Source organism: Stenotrophomonas rhizophila, assembly GCF_007667275.1.
GTDB classification, from domain to species: Bacteria; Pseudomonadota; Gammaproteobacteria; order Xanthomonadales; family Xanthomonadaceae; genus Stenotrophomonas; species Stenotrophomonas maltophilia_AE.
In genome coordinates this window covers 841,505-860,831 of record NZ_VDQT01000002.1, presented here as the reverse complement: position 1 = coordinate 860,831, position 19,327 = coordinate 841,505, and the positions used below count along the sequence as shown (strand labels likewise).

18 protein-coding genes are annotated in these 19,327 nt (G+C 69.7%); 4 read left to right on the top strand and 14 right to left on the bottom strand.

Going from position 1 to position 19,327, the window contains the following annotated elements; all coding sequences use genetic code 11:
* Positions 1 to 13 precede the first annotated feature (13 nt).
* On the bottom strand, positions 14 to 1,018 hold the full coding sequence (gene gap, locus FSZ13_RS09870) for a type I glyceraldehyde-3-phosphate dehydrogenase (protein WP_145479342.1): 1,005 nt from the start codon (positions 1,016 to 1,018) through the stop codon (positions 14 to 16).
* Between the two features lie 201 nt (positions 1,019 to 1,219).
* Here gap and FSZ13_RS09865 point away from each other — a divergent pair, with 201 nt between their 5' ends.
* The 3 genes from FSZ13_RS09865 to FSZ13_RS09855 all read left to right on the top strand — a co-directional run bounded on the left by FSZ13_RS09865 (position 1,220) and on the right by FSZ13_RS09855 (position 3,567).
* Entirely contained in the window at positions 1,220 to 1,846 is a 627-nt protein-coding gene (locus FSZ13_RS09865; protein ID WP_145479341.1) for an OmpW/AlkL family protein, read from the top strand.
* Positions 1,847 to 1,940: 94 nt separating this feature from the next.
* Entirely contained in the window at positions 1,941 to 2,756 is an 816-nt protein-coding gene (locus tag FSZ13_RS09860; RefSeq protein ID WP_145479340.1) for a S1/P1 nuclease, read from the top strand.
* Between the two features lie 10 nt (positions 2,757 to 2,766).
* Positions 2,767 to 3,567 carry an MBL fold metallo-hydrolase gene (locus tag FSZ13_RS09855; protein WP_145479339.1) on the top strand — a complete coding sequence of 267 codons (801 nt, stop codon included), beginning with the start codon at positions 2,767 to 2,769 and terminating at the stop codon, positions 3,565 to 3,567.
* Between the two features lie 2 nt (positions 3,568 to 3,569).
* Here the strand turns inward: FSZ13_RS09855 and FSZ13_RS09850 are convergent, their stop codons facing one another.
* From FSZ13_RS09850 to FSZ13_RS09840, 3 genes are read right to left on the bottom strand one after another with little or no spacing between them, the layout of a single operon-like run.
* Positions 3,570 to 4,130: a hypothetical protein gene (locus FSZ13_RS09850; RefSeq protein WP_145479338.1), complete on the bottom strand. Its 561-nt coding sequence runs from the start codon at positions 4,128 to 4,130 to the stop codon at positions 3,570 to 3,572.
* Positions 4,127 to 5,338 carry a TonB family protein gene (locus FSZ13_RS09845; protein ID WP_145479337.1) on the bottom strand — a complete coding sequence of 404 codons (1,212 nt, stop codon included), beginning with the start codon at positions 5,336 to 5,338 and terminating at the stop codon, positions 4,127 to 4,129. The genes FSZ13_RS09850 and FSZ13_RS09845 overlap by 4 nt, the downstream gene beginning before the upstream one ends.
* Positions 5,331 to 5,696, bottom strand: a complete 366-nt coding sequence (locus FSZ13_RS09840) for a BlaI/MecI/CopY family transcriptional regulator (protein WP_145479336.1) — start codon at positions 5,694 to 5,696, stop codon at positions 5,331 to 5,333. The genes FSZ13_RS09845 and FSZ13_RS09840 overlap by 8 nt, the downstream gene beginning before the upstream one ends.
* 125 nt (positions 5,697 to 5,821) lie before the next feature.
* Here FSZ13_RS09840 and FSZ13_RS09835 point away from each other — a divergent pair, with 125 nt between their 5' ends.
* The gene (locus FSZ13_RS09835; protein ID WP_145479335.1) at positions 5,822 to 7,771 is read left to right on the top strand and encodes an acetyl-CoA hydrolase/transferase C-terminal domain-containing protein; all 1,950 of its coding nucleotides are present in this window, start codon (positions 5,822 to 5,824) and stop codon (positions 7,769 to 7,771) included.
* 270 nt (positions 7,772 to 8,041) lie between these two features.
* On the opposite strand, the gene tkt is transcribed toward FSZ13_RS09835, so the two are convergent.
* From tkt to FSZ13_RS09785, 10 genes are all read right to left on the bottom strand, one after another.
* Positions 8,042 to 10,051, bottom strand: a complete 2,010-nt coding sequence (gene tkt / locus FSZ13_RS09830) for a transketolase (protein ID WP_145479334.1) — start codon at positions 10,049 to 10,051, stop codon at positions 8,042 to 8,044.
* A 157-nt stretch (positions 10,052 to 10,208) separates the two neighbouring features.
* On the bottom strand, positions 10,209 to 10,628 hold the full coding sequence (locus tag FSZ13_RS09825; protein ID WP_260844137.1) for a hypothetical protein: 420 nt from the start codon (positions 10,626 to 10,628) through the stop codon (positions 10,209 to 10,211).
* 83 nt (positions 10,629 to 10,711) lie between these two features.
* Complete coding sequence (locus FSZ13_RS09820; RefSeq protein ID WP_145479333.1) at positions 10,712 to 12,037, bottom strand: dicarboxylate/amino acid:cation symporter; 1,326 nt, start codon at positions 12,035 to 12,037, stop codon at positions 10,712 to 10,714.
* 61 nt (positions 12,038 to 12,098) lie between these two features.
* On the bottom strand, positions 12,099 to 13,793 hold the full coding sequence (locus FSZ13_RS09815) for a BatD family protein (protein ID WP_145479332.1): 1,695 nt from the start codon (positions 13,791 to 13,793) through the stop codon (positions 12,099 to 12,101).
* Complete coding sequence (locus tag FSZ13_RS09810; RefSeq protein WP_145479331.1) at positions 13,790 to 15,520, bottom strand: tetratricopeptide repeat protein; 1,731 nt, start codon at positions 15,518 to 15,520, stop codon at positions 13,790 to 13,792. The genes FSZ13_RS09815 and FSZ13_RS09810 overlap by 4 nt, the downstream gene beginning before the upstream one ends.
* Complete coding sequence (locus FSZ13_RS09805) at positions 15,517 to 16,518, bottom strand: vWA domain-containing protein (RefSeq protein ID WP_145479527.1); 1,002 nt, start codon at positions 16,516 to 16,518, stop codon at positions 15,517 to 15,519. Before FSZ13_RS09805 ends, FSZ13_RS09810 begins: the two co-directional genes overlap by 4 nt.
* Positions 16,518 to 16,979: a DUF4381 domain-containing protein gene (locus FSZ13_RS09800; protein ID WP_145479330.1), complete on the bottom strand. Its 462-nt coding sequence runs from the start codon at positions 16,977 to 16,979 to the stop codon at positions 16,518 to 16,520. Before FSZ13_RS09800 ends, FSZ13_RS09805 begins: the two co-directional genes overlap by 1 nt.
* Positions 16,976 to 18,013, bottom strand: a complete 1,038-nt coding sequence (locus tag FSZ13_RS09795; protein ID WP_428999980.1) for a DUF58 domain-containing protein — start codon at positions 18,011 to 18,013, stop codon at positions 16,976 to 16,978. Before FSZ13_RS09795 ends, FSZ13_RS09800 begins: the two co-directional genes overlap by 4 nt.
* On the bottom strand, positions 17,910 to 18,941 hold the full coding sequence (locus tag FSZ13_RS09790; RefSeq protein ID WP_145479328.1) for an AAA family ATPase: 1,032 nt from the start codon (positions 18,939 to 18,941) through the stop codon (positions 17,910 to 17,912). The genes FSZ13_RS09795 and FSZ13_RS09790 overlap by 104 nt, the downstream gene beginning before the upstream one ends.
* Positions 18,942 to 19,031: 90 nt before the next feature.
* Positions 19,032 to 19,304: a YkgJ family cysteine cluster protein gene (locus tag FSZ13_RS09785; RefSeq protein ID WP_145479327.1), complete on the bottom strand. Its 273-nt coding sequence runs from the start codon at positions 19,302 to 19,304 to the stop codon at positions 19,032 to 19,034.
* Positions 19,305 to 19,327 lie beyond the last annotated feature (23 nt).

Below are 19,327 nucleotides of genomic sequence, written 5' to 3'. Positions count from 1 at the left end.
CAGTACGCAGCGATTACTTCGCAGCAACGACCTTGGCCATTTCCAGGCACTTGTTCGAATAGCCCCATTCGTTGTCGTACCAGGACACCAGCTTCACGAACGTGCCGTCCAGCGCGATACCGGCGTCGGCGTCGAACACCGACGTGTGGGTTTCACCGCGGAAATCAGTCGCCACCACCTTGTCTTCGGTGTAGCCCAGGATGCCCTTCAGCGCGCCTTCGCTCTGCGCCTTCACTTCCGCGCAGATCTCCGCATACGTGGCTTCCTTTTCCAGCTCCACGGTCAGGTCGACCACCGACACGTCCGACGTCGGCACGCGGAAGCTCATGCCGGTGAGCTTCTTGTTCAGCTCCGGAATGACCACGCCCACCGCCTTGGCCGCACCCGTCGACGACGGAATGATGTTTTCCAGGATGCCGCGGCCACCGCGCCAGTCCTTGTTCGACGGACCGTCCACGGTCTTCTGGGTGGCCGTCGCAGCGTGCACCGTGGTCATCAGGCCACGCTTGATGCCCCACTTGTCGTTGATCACCTTGGCCAGCGGCGCCAGGCAGTTGGTGGTGCACGACGCGTTGGAAATGATCGCCTCGCCCGCATAGGTCTTGTCGTTCACACCGAACACGAACATCGGCGTATCGTCCTTCGACGGCGCCGACAGGATCACCTTCTTCGCGCCCGCATCGATGTGCTTCTGCGCCGTTTCCTTGGTCAGGAACAGGCCGGTGGATTCGATCACCACGTCCACGCCGACCTCGTCCCACTTCAGGTTGGCCGGATCGCGTTCCTGGGTCAGGCGGATCTTCTTCCCGTTGACCAGCAGGTCGCTGCCCGACACTTCCACGTCTGCCTTGAAGCGGCCGTGCACCGAGTCGTACTTCAGCATGTACGCCAGGTAATCCGGCTCCAGCAGATCGTTGATGGCGACGATTTCGATGTCATTGCCGAAATTCAGCACGGCCGAACGCAGCACGTTGCGACCGATGCGGCCGAAACCGTTGATGCCAACCTTGATTGCCATGTTCACAAGCTCCTGCAGCCGCCACAGTGCGGCGCCGATGGTAAGGGGACGCCATTCTAGCAAAGCCCGGCCCCGGCCGGCCCCCGGGATCGAAACAGGAAGCGGTTACAACACCCGCTCCCCGGATTGATCCGGATCAAGGCAGCGCAACGGGCAAGCGGGAAAACTGGCCCCATTCCACCCCCGCAACGAGACCGCACCATGCGCACCCCCTCCCTCCTCCTGCCCGCCAGCCTCGCCGCCGCCCTGGTCCTCGCCGCCAGCCCCGCCATGGCCCAGTCCAAGGGCGACTGGACCGTTGCCGCCGGCGTGCACCAGGTAGCCCCCAAGTCCAGCAACGGCACCCTCGCCGGCGGCCTGCAGGTCGACGTCGACAGCGACATCAAGCCCACCATCACCGGCGAATACTTCATCGCCGACAACCTGGGCATCGAACTGCTGGCCGCACTGCCGTTCAAGCACGACATCAACATCAACGGCCTGGGCCGCGTCGGCAGCACCAAGCACCTGCCGCCCGTGGTCTCGCTGCAGTACCACTTCAACAGCACCGGCAAGGTGTCCCCGTTCGTGGGTGCCGGCCTCAACTACACCACCTTCTTCAGTGAAGAAACCGGCGGCGCGCTGGCCGGCAGCACGCTGAAGCTGGACGACTCGTGGGGCCTCGCCGCCCACGCCGGCCTGGACTTCGCCATCGGCAGCAACGGTGCCCTGCGCGTCGACGTGCGCTGGATCGACATCGACAGCGACGTCAAGCTCAACGGCGAGAAGCTCGGCACCGTCAACATCGACCCGCTCGCCTACGGCGTCGCCTACGTTTTCAAGTTCTGATCGCACGATCAGCACCGCACCGCGCACCACCCCTCGCCGCATGACATTACCCCGGCGTAAGCCGGGGTTATTTTGCGCACGGTAGAATGGGGCGATGAAAATCGCCTCCCTGCTGTCCTCGTCCGCGCTGCTGCTGGCGCTCACCCTGGTATCCACCGACGCCCTGGCCTGGGGCGCCCAAGGCCACCGCCTGGTCGCCCGCGTCGCCGAACCGAAGCTCACCCCGCAGGCCCGCGCCGAAGTGGTCCGGCTGCTGGCCAGCGAGCCCACCCCGACCCTGGCCGCCATTGCACCGTGGGCCGACGAACTGCGCGCCAAGGATCCTGGCCTGGGCAAGCGCTCCGCCGGCTGGCACTACGTGAACATCGGCGAAGACGACTGCCAGTACGACGTGGAACGCAACTGCCGCAACGGCAACTGCGTGGTCGAAGCGCTCAAGGCCCAGACCGCCATCCTCGGCGACCGCAGCCGTTCCGACGCCGAACGCGCACAGGCGCTGAAGTTCGTGGTGCACTTCGTCGGCGACATCCACCAGCCGATGCACGCCGGCTACGGCCACGACAAGGGCGGCAACGACTTCCAGGTGCAGTTCAACGGCCGCGGTACCAACCTGCATTCGCTGTGGGACAGCGGCCTGCTGAACACCCTGAAACTGGACGACGACGCCTACACCGCGCGGCTGGCGGCACTGCCCAGGCCCAAGGTGGGCAAGCGTTCGGCCATCGCCACCGATGCGGTGCAGTGGGCGCAGGCCAGCTGCCGCATCGCCATTGCACCTGGCGTTTACCCGGACAAGCGCACGCTTGATGCCGGTTACACCGCCACCTACCTGCCGGTGGCCGAACGCGAGCTGCGCCTGGCCGGCGAACGCCTGGCCGTGCTGCTCAACGACACCCTGGGCAACCGCTGAGGACACGGCCATGGCGCTGCATGTTGAAGGCTTCTTCCATCCCGACAGCCACACCTTCAGCTACGTGGTGCATGACCCGGCCACGCGGCAGGCAGCCGTGATCGATCCGGTACTGGACTTCGATCCCGACACCGGCACTACGGACACCGCGCCTGTGCAGCCGTTGCTGGCGCATGTCGCCGGGAACGGCCTGGACGTGCGCTGGCTGCTGGAAACGCATGCGCACGCCGACCACATCAGCGCCGCACGCCAGCTGAAGTCGCAGTGGCCACGGGCCAGGCTGGCGATGGGCAAGGGAATCGTCGAGGTGCAGCGCACCTTCGCGCCCCGCTATGCACTGGACATGCCGACCGATGGCTCGCAATTCGACCACCTGTTCGACGACGGCGAACGCTTCGCGCTTGGCGAAATCAGCGCCGAAGTGATCGCCGTGCCTGGCCATACCAGCGACAGCGTGGCGTACCGCATCGGCGATGCGGTGTTCACCGGCGATTCGCTGTTCATGCCCGATGGCGGCACCGCCCGCTGCGATTTCCCGGGTGGCGACGCGGCCGTGCTCTACCGCTCGATCCAGCGCCTCCTCGCGCTGCCGGACGCCACCCGGGTGTTCATCTGCCACGACTACGGTCCGGACGGCCGCCCCGTCGCCAACGAAACCACCATCGGCGCGCAGCGCGCCCACAACATCCACCTGCACGCCGGTGTCAGCGAAGCCGCGTTCGTGGCCACCCGCCAGGCGCGCGACGCGACCCTGCCCGAGCCGAAACTCATGCACCCCGCCGTAAAAGCCAACATCCAGGGCGGCGCGTAGCGCTACCGTCTCTCCACCACCTGCCGGCCGTGCACGATCTCGAACGTGAACGCATACAACAGGCTCACCGCCACCGGCTCGATCCGCTCGGCCGCGGTGCAGTCGCCACGGTTGTCCGGCACCTTGCCCGCTGCGAAATGGCATACCGCCGCCGGCGTGTAGCGCCATTGCGCCACCGCCTCCTGCGCGGCCGCCAACAGGGGCGCGTTCTCTGCCGCTACGCCAGGCCTGCAGACCTCGCGATCGCTCAACGGCACGCTGCGCTCCACCCTGCCTTCCGCGTCCACCACCACCTGCAGGCACACCGTGGTCGGCGCCAGCTCGGTGCGCGGGTCGCGCGCGCCGACGACGGGGTCGGGACCGGCATACAGCTGCGGCATGCGGTAGCCCTCGCCCGGCTGCATCTCATACGCCTGCACCACCCCAGACCCTCCACCCGCCGCGGGTGGCAGGCGCTGGTGTCCTACGTTCTCGGCACGCGTGTCCACCACGGTGCGCTGCGGCGTGGTGGCGCACCCGGCCAGCAGCGCGGTTACCGCCAGCCAGGCGGCGCCCTGCCTCACGAGGCAGGCTCCGGATCGTTCATCGCGAACGTCAGCGGAATCTTCAGCGCGGCGGCCACCGCCTTGCCGTCCCGCTGCGCGGGGTCGAACGTCCACTGCCTGGCCGCGGCCACGGAGACCTCATCGAACACGCCGGCAGGCTGTGAGCTGAGCACGCGGATGTCGCCCGGCGTTCCATCGGCGCGCACCTCCACCCGCAGCACCACCCGGCCCGAAATGCCCTGGTCGAACGCGGCCTTCGGATACACCGGCGGCGCCATCTGGCGGGCCTTGGCGGGCTGCCCGGCCGCAGGTGCCGGATCGGCCGCGAGTGCCCCCTGCCCGCCTGCCCCGCCCTGGCTGGCCCACGCCACGGTGGCCATTCCAGCACACAGCCCCACCACCAGCACCTGCCCCGACCACCACGGCATCCCCGTCCGCTTCTGTTCCTTCAACATGGCAATACGCTCCTTCAACATCGGTTGGCTGCGCCAGTGGCAGGCCATGGGCGCAACCGGGTGGACCAACTGCGCCTTCAGCAGCGCGTTGGCGTAGAGCCGGCGCAGGGCCGGATGCGGGTCGACCGTGCGCGCGTCGCAGGCCAGCTCCTGGTCGCACAGGAAGCGGCGCGTCGCCCACGGCAGCAACGGGTGGAACCAGAACAGGCAGCGCAGCAGCGCCAGCGCGGCATTGGCCCAGTGGTCGCCATGGCGACGGTGCTGACGCTCGTGCTGCACGATCAGGTCGCGCTCGGCGGCACTGAAGCGCTGCTCGAAGTCGGGGCCGACCACCACCCGCGGCGCCCACAGCCCCACCAGCGCCGGCAGCCCGGGGTCGGCACTGGCCTGCCAGGTGCCGTCGGCGCGTGCCTGGAGCGACCCCATCCCGCGCTCGAAGCGACGCTGGGCCCGCCATTGCACCGCCACGCACAGCAGCACGCCGGCGCCCCACAGCGCGGCCAGCAGCAGCGGCCACAGCCGGGCATCGTCCGGTACCGGCGGCGCGCGCAGTGCCGTGCCCAGCGCCAGCACCGCCGTGCTGTCGGTCAGCGCCAGCGGGGCGACCGGCAACAACGGTGCCAGCACGACCAGCGGCACCAGCCACCAGCTGCGGTACACCAGCGCCGGGCCCCCAAGGCGACGCAGCAGCGGGCGCAGCCCGGCCAGCAGCAGCACCGCCAGCGCCAACCACAAGCTCGCCTGCACCAGGCCCTGCAACAGCTCAGTCATGGTCGAGCTCCTGGATCAGTTTCTTCAGTTCGGCGATGTCCTGCGCGCTCAGTTCGCCGCGCTCGCTGAAATGCGCCACCAGCGGTGCCACGCGACCGGCGAACAGCTTGTCCAGCAGGCCGCTGCTCTGTTCGGCGACCCAGGCCTGGCGCTGCAGCAGCGGCGAGTAGAGATAGCGCCGGCCGTCTCGGCTGGCGCTGATCGCGCCCTTGGTGAGAAGGCGGTTGAGCAGGGTCTTGATGGTTGGCTCGGCCCAGTCGCGTTGTGCCAGCGCGGCCACCACCTCATCGGCACCCAGCGGGTGCCGGTTCCAGAGCACTTCCATGACCACCGCTTCGGCTTTACTGATCTGGCTCATCATTTACACCCGTAATCGACGAACCGATTACGCGCGTAATCTTTCACCGTGTCAAGCCCCCATGTCGAGAGCCGTTCAAACCGGAAATGCTGTAATGCCGGAAAGCCTTTGCAGGAACGCACCGCATGACCGAGCACCTCACCGATCTGGACGCGGCCACCGACTGGTTGTTGCAGCGCGTGGACGGGCCGCTGCGCATCGGTGCGCCACTGGCGCTGGGCAAGCCGCATCGGCTGCTCAATGCGCTGTATGCGCGGGTCGAAAACGATCCGACGCGCCCGCTGCAGATCTACACCGCGTTGTCGCTCAACCCGCCCAAGCCGGGCGGCGGGCTGGAGGCGCGCTTCATGGCGCCGTTCGCGGCCCGCCACTTCGGCGAGGATTTCCCGCGCCTGGCCTATGCCGACGCAATGGTGCGCGACCGCCTGCCGGCGCACGTGCAGGTGGAAGAGTTCTACATGCAGTCCGGCGCCCTGCTCGGCTCGTCGCAGGCGCAGCGCGGTTATACCAGCCTCAACTACACCCATGCCGCCGACGCGGTGGCACAACGCGCGCCGCATGCGATCGTGCAGAAGGTGGCGATGCGTCCCGACGACCGGCGGCTGTCGCTGTCGTGCAACAACGACATCACCCAGGACACGATCGACGCGATGCTGGCGCGCGGACTGCCGCGGCCGCTGCTGATCGCCGAGATCGATCCGCAGCTGCCCTACCTGGGCGGGTCGGCGACGGTGGATGTGTCGTTCTTCGACCTGGTGATCACCCCGCCGGCGCCCTACCCGGCCCTGTTCGGGCTGCCGCGTCAGCCGGTCACCGATGCCGACTACGCGATCGGCCTGTACGCGAGCGCGCTGGTGCGCGACGGCGGCACCCTGCAGATCGGCATCGGCACGCTGGCCGATGCGATCAGCCATGCCCTGGTGCTGCGCCACACCGACAACGCGCGCTACCGGCAGATCCTGCACGCGCTGGACCCGACCCTGGCCAGCCATCCCACGGTACTGGAATGTGGCGGGCTGGAGCCGTTCGAGGTCGGCCTGTACGGCTGCAGCGAAATGCTCAATGAAGGGTTCCGCCGGCTGGTGCAGACCGGGGTGATCCGGCGCAAGGTGCACGACGACCTGGCACTGATGGAGCGGATCGAAAGCGGCAGCACGCTGACCATCGACCACGCCACGCTCGAGGCCGAGGGTGAGTACCTGCACGGTGCGTTCTACCTGGGCTCGCCGGAGTTCTACCAGTGGCTGCGCGAGCTGCCGGACCAGGAGCGCAGCGCGATCGGCATGCGCCGGATCAGCGAGATCAACCAGCTGTACGGCGGCAATGAGACGCTCGAACGCCTGCAGCGCCGGCATGCGCGTTTCTTCAACTCGTGCATGATGGCCACCGCGCTGGGTGCGGCGGTTTCCGACGCGCTGGAAGACGGCCGCGTGGTGTCGGGCGTGGGCGGGCAGTACAACTTCGTGGCGATGGCCCATGCGCTGCCCGAGGCCCGCAGCGCGCTGATGTTCCGCGCGGTGCGCGAGGACAAGGGCCGGCTGCAGTCGAACGTGCGCTGGAACTACGGGCACACGACGATCCCGCGCCACCTGCGCGACATCTACATCAACGAGTACGGCATCGCCGACCTGCGCAACCTGACCGACGAGGACTGCGTGGTCGGCATGGCCGGCATCACCGATGCCGCGTTCCAGGCCGAGCTGCTGCAGACCGCCAAAGCCTCGAAGAAACTGGACACCGGCTTCGTGGCGCCCGAGCACTGGGCGCGTCGCAATACCGCCGCCGCGGTCAGCGCGTCGCTGGCGCCGTTCCGCCAGTCCGGCGCCCTGCCCGACTACCCGCTGGGCAGCGATTTCACCGAGGTGGAGCAGCACCTGGTCAAGGCATTGGGCTGGCTGAAGCAGAACACGCAGACGCGCGGCGCCAAGCTGCGCACTGTACTGGCCGCATTGACCCAGCAGGCCGGCGACGGCGACGTGGTGTACCTGCAGCGGATGGGACTGGACGCACCGAAGACGTTCGGCGAAAAGGTGGAAGCGCGCTTGGTGCGGCTTGGATTGGCGCGCACCGCGTAACGCTGAAAGAGTGGCCCGGCATTGAAGCGGCGCGCATCGCGCGCCGGTAGAGTCGGTTCCCAAACGACTGCCGATGGCGGTGCACCATCCGGTAACGCATGACCTCGAACGAAGGCGCGTTTCCGTTCGAAGGTCATGCGTCCCAGCAGCGCCCACCCGTGTCGGCAGTCGTTTGGGAACGGCAGATCCATCGCCCGGCTCCCGGCTCCCAAATGTAAACGGCGCTTCCGTTTCGGGAAGCGCCGTCTGGACTACGTCGGTTGCTGGCGCTTAGTTGGCCAGCTGCGCCTTCGCAGCGGCGACCACCGCATCGGTGGTGATGCCGAAGTGCTTGTAGAGCGCTTCAGCCGGTGCGGAGGCACCGAAGGTGTCGATGCCGACCACGGCACCGTCCAGGCCCACGTACTGGCGCCAGAAACCGGTGACGCCGGCTTCCACCGCCACGCGGTTGCGCACGGCGTTCGGCAGCACCGATTCACGGTACGCCGCGTCCTGGCGATCGAACACATCGGTGGACGGCATCGAGACCACGCGGGCCTTGATGCCGGCCGCGTCGAGTTCGGCCTTGGCCGCGACGGCCAGCCCCACTTCCGAACCGGTACCGATCAGGATCACGTCCGGCACGCCGCCTTCGGCGTCGGCCAGCACGTAACCGCCGCGGGCGATCTGCGCCACCTGTTCGGTGCTGCGCGGCTGGTGCGGCAGGTTCTGGCGGCTGAACACCAGGCAGCTCGGGCCGTCCTGGCGGGTGATGGCCGACTTCCAGCTGACCGCCGATTCGACCGCATCGCACGGACGCCACACGTCATTGTTCGGGATGTAGCGCAGCGAGGCCAGGTGCTCCACCGGCTGGTGGGTCGGGCCGTCTTCGCCCAGGCCGATCGAGTCGTGGGTGTAGACGTGGATGGCGTGCGCCGGAATCAGCGCGCTCATGCGCACGCCATTGCGGGCGTAATCGCTGAACACCAGGAAGGTGGCGTCGAACGGAATGAAACCGCCGTGCAGCGCCAGGCCGTTGGCAATGGCGGTCATGCCGAACTCGCGCACGCCGTAGTACACGTAGTTGGCGTTCGGGTCGTCGGTGGCCACCGACTTGCTGGCCTTCCACAGGGTCAGGTTCGAGTGCGCCAGGTCGGCCGAACCGCCGACCAGTTCCGGCAGCAGCGGTGCGAAGGCTTCAATGGCCAGCTGCGAGGCCTTGCGCGAGGCGATGGTCTGGCCTTCGGCCTGGACCTGGGCGATGTAGGCGTCGGCCTTGGCCACGAAATCGGCCGGCAGCTCGCCTTCCGAACGGCGGGTCAGCTCTTCGGCTTCGGCCGGGAACTGCGCGGCGTACTTGTCGAACTGCTGTTCCCACTCGGCCTGGCGCAGGGTGCCGGTTCCACCGGCACGCCAGCCGGCGTAGATGTCTTCGGGAATCTCGAACGGGCCGTAATTCCAGCCCAGCTGCTTGCGGGTGGCTTCCAGCTCGTCCTTGCCCAGCGGTGCGCCGTGGCTGGATTCCTTGCCGGCCTTGCCCGGCGAACCAAAACCGATCGTGGTGCGGCAGCAGATCAGGGTCGGCTTGTCGCCCTGCGCCAGCGCGCTGTCGATGGCGGCCTTGATGCTGTCCGGGTCATGCCCATCGACGCCGCGCACCACGTTCCAGCCATAGGCTTCGAAACGTTCGGGGGTGTTGTCGGTGAACCAGCCTGCGGTGTTGCCGTCGATGGAGATGTGGTTGTCGTCCCAGAAGCAGACCAGCTTGCCCAGGCCCCAGGTGCCGGCCAGCGAGGCCGCTTCGTGGGAAATGCCTTCCATCAGGCAGCCGTCACCCAGGAACACCCAGGTGCGGTGGTCGACGATCTCGTGCTCGGGGCGGTTGTAGCGCTGGGCCAGCAGCTTTTCGGCCAGCGCGAAACCGACCGCGTTGGCCAGGCCCTGGCCGAGCGGACCGGTGGTGGTTTCGACCCCGGGGGTTTCATGGTGTTCCGGATGGCCGGCGGTCTTGCTGCCGAGCTGGCGGAACTGCTTGAGCTGTTCGATCGGCAGGTCGTAGCCGCTCAGGTGCAGCAGCGCGTACTGCAGCATCGAGCCGTGGCCGTTGGAGAGCACGAAGCGGTCGCGGTTGAACCACTTCGGATTGTTCGGGTTGTGACGGAGATAGTCGTTCCAGAGGACTTCCGCGATATCCGCCATGCCCATCGGCATGCCGGGGTGACCGGACTTGGCGGTTTCGACCGCGTCGGCGGCAAGGAAGCGGATGGCGTTGGCCAACTGGCGGCGGGTGGGCTGCGTCATGATTCTGTCGGGGTCGGGAGGCGGCCGCGGAGCTGCGGGCGGCATATTGTCCCATAGTCCACCGGCCGGGTCAGGCCGGTCAGGGTCGTGAAGACGGCTGCCGTACACCAACAAAAACGCCCCGCGAGGCGGGGCGCTTTGGATCCGGCCGTGGCGGTCAGCTTTCGCCGGTGGCCGCGTTGATCACCGCGCAGGTGGACTCACGCTGGAACTTCTCGCCGGTCATGTAACCACCGGGAGTGAGCTTGGTGACCTCGACCTTGGACGCGTTCGGGCCTTCCGGGGTAATGGCCACGTTCCACGGCAGGGTGACCTGGCCTTTGCTGCCCTGCGTGTTCTGCTCGAACATCAACAGGCCCGATTCCTTGTCTTCCGACCTCAGGGTCAGGCCCGACTTCACCCCTTCGATCTTGATCCGCTTGTAGGCAACCTCCGCGCTCACCGGGACCACGTCCCAGCTGGTGAACGTACGGCCCGCGAAATAGCTGCCGGCCTGCTTGTAGTTCGGGCATTCCGACTTGGCGCTGGCGTTGAAGGCCAGCAGGCCAAGCGTGGCCGCGATCAGATACTTCCTCATCTGTAGTACTCCTTTCCCCGCACGACGCCAACCCCGACGCCTTCCATGCGCGGAGGTCAGTATCCATGGCATTCCGTGCGCGATCAATTGCCGGGTACGACAGGCTCCGAAGTGTGACCATCATCACTCTCGCCCTTCGCCACCAGCGTGGTCAGGGCCAGGTCACCGGTAACGTTGAGTGCGGTGCGGCACATGTCCAGGAAGTGGTTCACGCCCAGGATCAGGCCGATACCCATCGGGTCGACGCCGACCATCGCGCAGATCATCGCCACCACCGGCAGCGAGCCGGAGGGCACGCCGGCCGTCCCGATACCGCCGAGGATGCAGACCACCATCACCATCAGCTGCTGGGTGATGCTCAGGTCCACGCCGAAGAACTGCGCCAGGAAGATCACCGTCACGCCCTCGAACAGCGCGGTGCCGTTCTGGTTGGCGGTGGCGCCCACGGTCAGCACGAAACGCGAGACCTTCTGCGGCAGGCCCATCTGGTCGGCCACGCGCAGCGCGGTCGGCAGGGTGGCGTTGCTGGACGCGGTGGAGAAGGCCATCACCGTGGCCTCCTGGGTGTCGCGGAAGAACGCCAGGGGCGAGCGGCCCGACAGCCATACCGCCACGCCGTAGCTCACCACCATGTGCAGGCCCAGCGCCAGCACGACCACGCCCACGTACGCGCCGAGGCGGATCAGCAGGTCGAAGCCGAAGATCGCGGCCAGGTTGAACATGAAGCAGGCCACCGCGTAGGGGGCCAGGCGGATCACCAGGTTGATCAGGGTCATCGAGACTTCGAACACGCCTTCGATGACCTTGCGCAGCGGGGCGGTCTTTTCGTCCGGCGACAGCACCATGCCGATGCCGAACATCAGCGCGAAGAACATCAGCGACAGGATCGCCCCGTTGCTGGACGCGGCAGCCAGCACGTTGCTGGGCACGATCGACAACAGCATGTCCATGCCCTTGGGCTGCTCGCCGATGTTGGCCACGATCTCGCGGCTGCGCTCGACGTTCTCATGCAGCAGCTGCTGGGCCATGGCCGGGTCCACGCCCACGCCCGGCTTGAGCAAGTTGACCAGGACCAGGCCGAGGCCGACCGCCACACCCGACAGCAGGACGGTATAGGCCAGGGTCTTCCAGCCGATCCGCCCGAGCGCGCGGATGTCGCCCATCTCCGACACACCCATCACCAGCGCCGAGAAGATCAGCGGCACGATCAGCATGAAGATCAGGTTGAGGAACAGACCCGACAACGGCGTGGTCAGGTAGGTCATCACCGCGCGGGCCGCGTCGGGCAGCCAGGGAATGCCGCCGCCGATGGCGTGGACGATCAGGCCGAGCGCTAGGCCAAGCCCGAAGCCGATAGCCATTTTCCAGTGCAGTGGCAGCTTCTGCCGGGGTGTTGCGGCGTCGGTCATCGGAGCGGCGTTCCTTGAAGATAAGTAAAAGAGCTTAGCAAAGCCGATCGTTCCGGCTCCTTCAGCGGGCCGGCGGATACAGCGGCGGCAGCGCAGTATTCGCCGGCGCGGCGACCGGCTGCCAGTGCGGTCGGTCATGGAAGGCCCGGCGCAGGGCCTGCCGTGCCTGGGCCATGTCGCCCCCGGCAGCGCTCCAGCGCGCGGCCTGCATGTCGCGCAGGGCCTGGCGCTGGGCCGGGTCGGCCAGGTGCGCGAGCACCGCGTCCAGCTCGGCCCGCACCCCGCCCATGGCCGCCAGCACGGTCACGATCTCATCCAGGCCCTCATGGTCCAGCGCCCGCCGCAGGTCGGCGCGCGAGGGCACGTGGCCGCCCGGTGCAGCGGAGGCGGGGGCGGGCGCGCTGCCGCCAGCAACGGCGCTTGGGCGACGGCGCCGCCACGCCCAGGCCAGGGTCAGCAGCCACAGCAGCGCGAAGGCGGTCGCGGCCGCGATCCATCCCCACGGCCTGCTGTCGGCAAGGGCGGGTGCCACGCTGTCGTCCGCTGCCGCCGTGGTGTCCGGCAGCGCCGAGGTGGTGTCCAGCGCCAGCGGCGCCGGCGCCCGGCCGGACGCACCGGCCGCCACCGTCACCCGCAGGTCGGGCAGCGTGGCGGTGCGCGGGCCACCGCCGCGCACGTCCCACCAGTCCATGCGCAGGCCCGGAACGAGCAGGGTGCCGGGCTGGCGCGGGACGACCGAGTAACGCCGGGTCAGGGTCAACCGCGGGGTGCTACCGTCGAAGGTCTCGTCGTACTGCGGCGGCTCGGCGAACACCTGCGCAGCGGCACCGACATCCAGCGCCGGCAGCTCGGGGAACTGGGCGCGGGTGGCGCCGTCGGCGACCGCCTCGACCACCACCGTGATCGCCTCGCCGGCACGGCCGTGGGTCGGCGCGGCGGTGTAGCGCAGGCGCAGGTCGTGCAGCGGCAGCCACGGCTGCGGCGCCGCGTCCGGCTGCGCACGCACCTGCAGGGTGCGGTCGGGGGCGCTGGCGCGCAGCCGACCGTCGCCGCCGAACAGGTCGTCGAAGAAGCCGCCGGCGCTGCGCCCGTTGAAGCGCGCGCCCGGCAGCAGCAGCGGGCCACTGCGTTCGGGGATCAGCAGGTAGCGCCGCTCCACCACGTTGTAGCGACGTCCGTTGACCTCGCGGACCAGGCTGCGATCCTCGCCGATGCGCTGCAGCGAAGCTCCGTCCGGCGTGTCCACGCCGAGTTCGCCGGAGAGCAGCTGCGAGGCGTAGTAGAGACGCACCACCACCCCCACGCTCTGCTGCACGTAGGGAGTGGCATCGTCCACCTCGGTTTCGACGAATGCCTTGGCGTTGCCCGGCACCGCCGCCGATGCACTGCTGCTGGCCGACACCGTCAGCTGCAGCGGCGCGGTCCGCGCGCTGCCCACCTGCAGCGCCGGCACGGTCAGCACCCCGCTGCGGCGCGGACTGAGCGCCACCCCGAACAGCGACCGCGACTGCATCGCGCCCTGGCTCCACTGCACCTGGCGGCTGCTGGTCTGGCCGCTGAGCTCGAAATCGGCCTGCAATGGCGTGTAGTCCGGCGTGCCGGCGTCGGACTCGATGTTGAGGGTGACGGTATCGCTGTCGCTGATCGCGTCGCGATCCAGCCAGGCCCGGGTCTGTGCGTTGGCCAGGCTGCTCATGCCCAGCAGCAGCCAGCCGCAGGCGCGCCACCAACGTCGGGGGGAGGTCGCTGGGTTCATGGTCCTTCCCGTTTCCTGCGTTCGTTTTCCAGCTGGAACTTGGCCCGCAGCAGGCTGCCCGGATCGTCCGGCACCCGCCGCATCCACGCTTCGACGGCCTGGCGCTGCTCACGCTGCTGTGGCGTCTCCGCCGCCTGCTGGCGCTGCGCAGGCGTCTTTCCGTCCCCGGCCTGCTGGCGCTGCATCGCCTCGTCCATGCGCTGGCGCTGCGCGGCGTCGGCCCGGGCCTGCTCGGCCGGGTCCGGCCTGCCCTGCCCCGGCTGGGGATCGGCCTGGCCCTGCCCTGCCGGGTCCGGCTGCTGCGGATTCTGCTGCGGATTCTGCTGCGGATTCTGCTGCTGGTTCTGCTGCTGCTGGTTCTGCTGCTGTTGGTTCTGCTGCTGGTTCTGCTGTTGGTTCTGCTGCTTCCCGCTGCCCGGCGGTGGCTTGCGCTTGCGCGCGGCATCGACGGCGGCGCGGTTGGCCACCGCATCCGGCATGCCCGGGCGCTGCCGCAGCGCCTCGTCGTAGGCGGCGATCGCGGCATCGAACTGGCCCTGGCGCGCCAGCGCGTTGCCGAGGTTGTAGTGCGCCTCGGGCCCGTCGATGCCCTCGAATTGCTGCTGGGCGCCCGGGAAATCACCGCGCCGGTAGGCATCGACGCCGGCGGCAATGCGCCGCTGGTCGCGCTGGTCGTCGCGCTGCCACAACGAACCCTCGGCCGCATGGGCCGGCGCGGGGCTGGCCAGCGGCACCAGCAGGCACAGCACGACCGCGGCGGCGGCACCGCGACGCCGGAAGGCCCACAGCGACAGCAGCATCAGCGGCGGCAGCAGCCAGAACCCTTCGTCGCGCCAGGCCAGGCCCTCGCCCTGCCGGGCATCGTTCCCGCCGACGTCGCTGCGCGGGGTCAGTACGTCCAGCGCGCGCAGGTCGGCATCGCCGTCGGCCACCGTCGCGTACCGTCCGCCACCGGCATCGGCCAGCGCGCGCAGGGTGCCCGGCTCCAGCTGCGCGCGCTCGATCTGGCCGTCACGGCTGCGGTAGGCGGCGCCGGCCGGCGTGCCCAGGCCGAGTACGGAAACCCGGATCCCCTGCGCACGGGCGACGGCGGCAGCAGCACGCGCGGCATCGTCGGCGCGGTCGGTCAGCAGCAGGATGTCGCCGCCCCTCGCCCCCGACTGCTGCAACAGCAGGACCGATGCTTCGATGGCGCGGTCGGCGCGCTGGCCGTCGCGTGGCATCACGTCCGGGGCCAGCGCGTCCAGGTACAGCGCGACGTTGCCGCGGTCGGCGGTCAATGGCGCCACGGTGAAGGCATCGTCGGCGTAGACCAGCAGGGCCAGCTCGCCGCCGCTGCGCTCGCGCAGCAGGGTGGCCAGCTTGGCCCGCGCCTGCAGCAGGCGCGACGGCGGCAGATCGGTGGCGGTGATCCGCGACGACAGGTCCAGCGCCACCACCAGCGGTGACGGCGCCTGCCAGAGCGGTTGCGGCAGCTGCCGCCAGCCGGGGCCGGCCAGCGCCAGCACCGCCAGCGTCCAGCCCAGCAGCAGCACGACCAGGCCGGCCCAGGCGCGGCGGGTACCCGCTGCCAGCAGGTGCGGCAGCAGGTGCGGGTCGACGTTCTGGCGCCAGACGCTGCCGCGACGCCGGCGCCACTGCCACAGCAGCGCGATCAGCGGCAGCGCGGCCAGCGCCCACAACGCGTGCGGCCGGGCCAGGTGCAGCGGAAGGTCGGTCATGTTCATGCCCAGCGCCTCGGCAGCAGCCAGGCCAGCGCACCCAGCAGCATGGCCAGCGCCAGCGGCCAGCCGTAGCGTTCGATGCGCGGGCGCACCGCGGCACCGGCGGCGGTGACCGGTTCCAGCCGGTCCAGCTCGGCGTAGATGCCGGCCAGCTCATCGGTGTTGCGTGCACGGAAGGCGCGGCCGCCGGTGAGCTCGGCGATGCGGCGCAGGGTCGCTTCGTCGACCGGGTCGTCGCCGGCAGCGATCTGCACCCCGAACAGGCTCATGCCGCCGTCGCCGCCGAACGCCACCGGGTACACCCGCACGCCCTCTGCCCTGGCCAGCTCGGCCGCGCGCAGCGGCTGCAGCACGCCGGCGTTGCTGACCCCGTCGGTGAGCAGGATCAGCACGCGCTGCCCCTCGGGCTGTTCGCGCAGGCGCTTGACCGCCAATGCGATCGCGTCGCCGATCGCGGTATCGCGGCCGGCCAGGCCGACCTCGCTGTCGGTGAGCTGGTTGCGCACGGTGGTGAGGTCGGCGGTGATCGGGGTCAGGGTGTAGGCGCGTTCGCCGAAGACCAGCAGGCCGACCCGGTCACCGGCGCGGCGGTCGAGGAAGTCGGCCAGCACCGCCTTGGCCGCGGACAACCGCTGCACCACCTGCGCACCGAGCATCATGTCGGGCTCGCTCATGCTGCCGGACACATCCACGGCGAGCATCATCTGCCGGCCCTGCTGCGGCGGCGCGACCGGCTCGCCCAGGGCCTGCGGTCGCGCCAACGCCACGCACAGGCTGGCCCACGCCAGCCACAGCAGCAGCCGGCCCAGCCGCCACCCGGCCACGCCGCCCGCCTGGCCCAGGGCGGCCAGCGTCCCCGCCGCGTAGGGCACCCGCAGGGCGGGTGCGGCATCGGCGCGGCGTGGCCACCAGCGCATCGCCCATGGCAGCGGCAACGCCAGCAGCGCCCACGGCCAGGCGAGGCTTTCCAGCCACGGCAGCCAAGCGGCGAGGCTCTGCATCATCGGACCCGCCCGCTCATGAGCGCCAGGAACCGCGCGCGCGCGAGCTGGCGCAGCCGCTCCACGGCGGCTGGTTCCAGCGTGCGGCGATACCCGCCGTCCAGCAGCAGGCGTCCATCGCCCTCGGAAAACGCGCGACTGCCCGGCGCGTCGAGGAATGCCAGCCATGCCTCGCCCTGCAGCAGCTCGGCGCCAACCTGGCGCTGCCGCGCCGCGCGGCGCAGCAGTTCGGCCATGGCGGCAACCTGCCCCGCGCCCGCCCCGGCATCGTCCACGGCGGTATCGAACAGCTGCAGCCAGCGCCGTTCGCGCCGGCGGCGTTGCGCGCGCCACGCCCACAGCAACACCGCAACCAGCGCCACCACGCCCAGCACCAGCCACCAGCCCAGCGGCAACGGCCACCACGACGGGTACGGTGGCAGGTGCACGTCGCGCAGTGGCAGCGAGGTGGCGGCGCTCATGCGACCACCGCCGACGGCAACGGGCCAAGCCAGCAGTCGCTGGCATCGTCGGTGCTGACCACGTGCACCTGGATGCGGCGCGCGCCCAGGCTGCGCTGCAGCGCTTCCAGCGGTTCGACGAAGCGCGTGTGCCAGTGCGCACGCACCGCACTGTCCTGCAGGTCGAGTACGACCTGCCGGTCTTCCGACAGGAACGGCAGCACCGCATCGGGCGGCGCCAGTTCGAGCGGGTCGGCCATCAGCAGCAGCTGCACTTCGTGGTGCATGGCCAGCGTGGTCCAGCGCGGAATGTCGATGGCGGCCGCGCGCGCCGGGTCGGCGAGCACCACGACGCGGGCGCCGGGTCGCAACAGGCGGGCGGCCTGCTGCAGGGCCATGTCCAGCCCGGCATCGTCGGCCGGCGGTGCCGCATACCAGCGGGTCAACGCATCGAGCACGCGCAGCACGCCGCGGGTGCCGCCGGCCGGCGCGATCGGCGCTTCGGACCGGCTGCCCCGCAGCGCGCTGAGCCGATCGCCCTGGCGCTGCGCCAACCATGCCGCGACCGCGCCGACCCGCGCCGCCTGCACCGACTTGAAGCGCACGCGGGTGCCGAAGTACAGCACCGGGTCGGTGTCGGCGACCAGCAGGGTCAGTCGTTCGCGTTCGGCCTGGAACAGTTTGGTATGCGCGCGCCCGGTGCGCGCGGTGACCCGCCAGTCGATGTGGCGGGCATCGTCGCCGGGCACGTACTCGCGGGATTCGGCGTACTCCATGCCACGCCCCCGCATCGGCGACGGCGCCTGGCCGGCGTGGGCCAGGCGGCCGCGTCGCGCCGGCGCCAGCCGGTGCGCGCTGCCGCGCAGGGCGACCAGTTCGGCCAGGCTCGGCTGTACGCCGTTGCTGGCCAGCGCCGCGCCAGCGGTGTCGTCGGGAAGGTGCATGCCGCGCTCAGGGCACCGGCACGCGGGCCAGCAGTTCGGCGACCAGGCGTTCGCCGTCCCAGCCTTCGGCGGTGGCTTCGTAGCTCGGCAGCACGCGGTGGCGCAGGACATCGGGCGCAACGCTGCGCACGTCGTCGGGGGTCACGAAGTCGCGGCCGGCCAGCCAGGCGCGTGCCCGCGCGCAGCGTTCCAGCGCGATCGAGCCGCGCGGGCTGGCGCCCCAGGAGATGCGTCGCGCCAGTGCGGGGTCGTAACGGGCGGGGTCGCGGGTGGCCAGCACCAGTTCGATCAGATAACGCTCCAGCGCCGGTGCCATGTGCAGCTCGAGGATCGCGCGGCGGGCGGCGAACACGTCCTCCAGCGGCATGCGCGACGGCGCCGGCGCGGGCGTGCCCAGCGCGTCGCGGGCACGTTCGCGGGCCAGGCGCAGGATCTCGGCTTCCGCGGTGGAATCGGGATAGCCGATCCGCACGTGCATCAGGAACCGGTCCAGCTGCGCCTCGGGCAGCGGGAAGGTGCCCTCCTGTTCGATCGGGTTCTGCGTCGCCATCACCAGGAACAGCGTGGGCAGCGCGTAGGTATGCCGGCCTACCGTGACCTGGCGTTCGCCCATCGCCTCCAGCAGTGCCGACTGCACCTTGGCCGGGGCGCGGTTGATTTCATCGGCCAGCAGGATCGGGTGGAAGATCGGGCCGGGTACGAATTCGAAGCGGCCCTCCTGCGGGCGCCAGATCTCGGTGCCGGTCAGGTCGGCCGGGAGCAGGTCCGGGGTGAACTGGACGCGCGAGAAGTCCGCTTCCAGCCGCGCCGCGAGCGCGCGGATGGCGGTGGTCTTGGCCAGCCCGGGCGCACCTTCCACCAGCAGGTGGCCGTCAGCCAGCAGCGCGGTCAGCAGGCGCTCGACCAGGGCATCCTGGCCGACGATTTCGGCCGACAGCGCCTCGCGCAGCGCGCGGAAGCCGGCGTGCAGGCGATCGTGCTCCGGAGCGGGGGTGACGGACATGGGGTCGGTTGCAGGCATGGGGGGTGGCAGGTTCATGGGTCCATCTGACCACGCGACAGGCGTAAGGTTCCGCACCCATGATGGCAGGGCGGGACCGGCAGCGGGATCAAGATTGCCTGAACGTGACTACGCTCGAGGGGCGCCATCGAAGATCGCGCTGCAGTAAGGTCCGGCCATCTTGAATCGCCTGCACACCTGCGGCCGCCCGGAATAGATGCCGCACGCCTGGGTTGCCCGGTCGAGCGCCACGCACCAGCCGTCGGCTGCCTTGGCCATGGCGCGCACCCCGTCACCCATGTCGACGGTCAGATGCGAGGGGATGGATTCCGATGCAGCGAGCACCGCCGTCAGCCGGCAGCATTGTGCGGTGCAGCCGGAACAATGCGGGGCCGAGGTCATGCCACGAGGATAGTTCCACCACC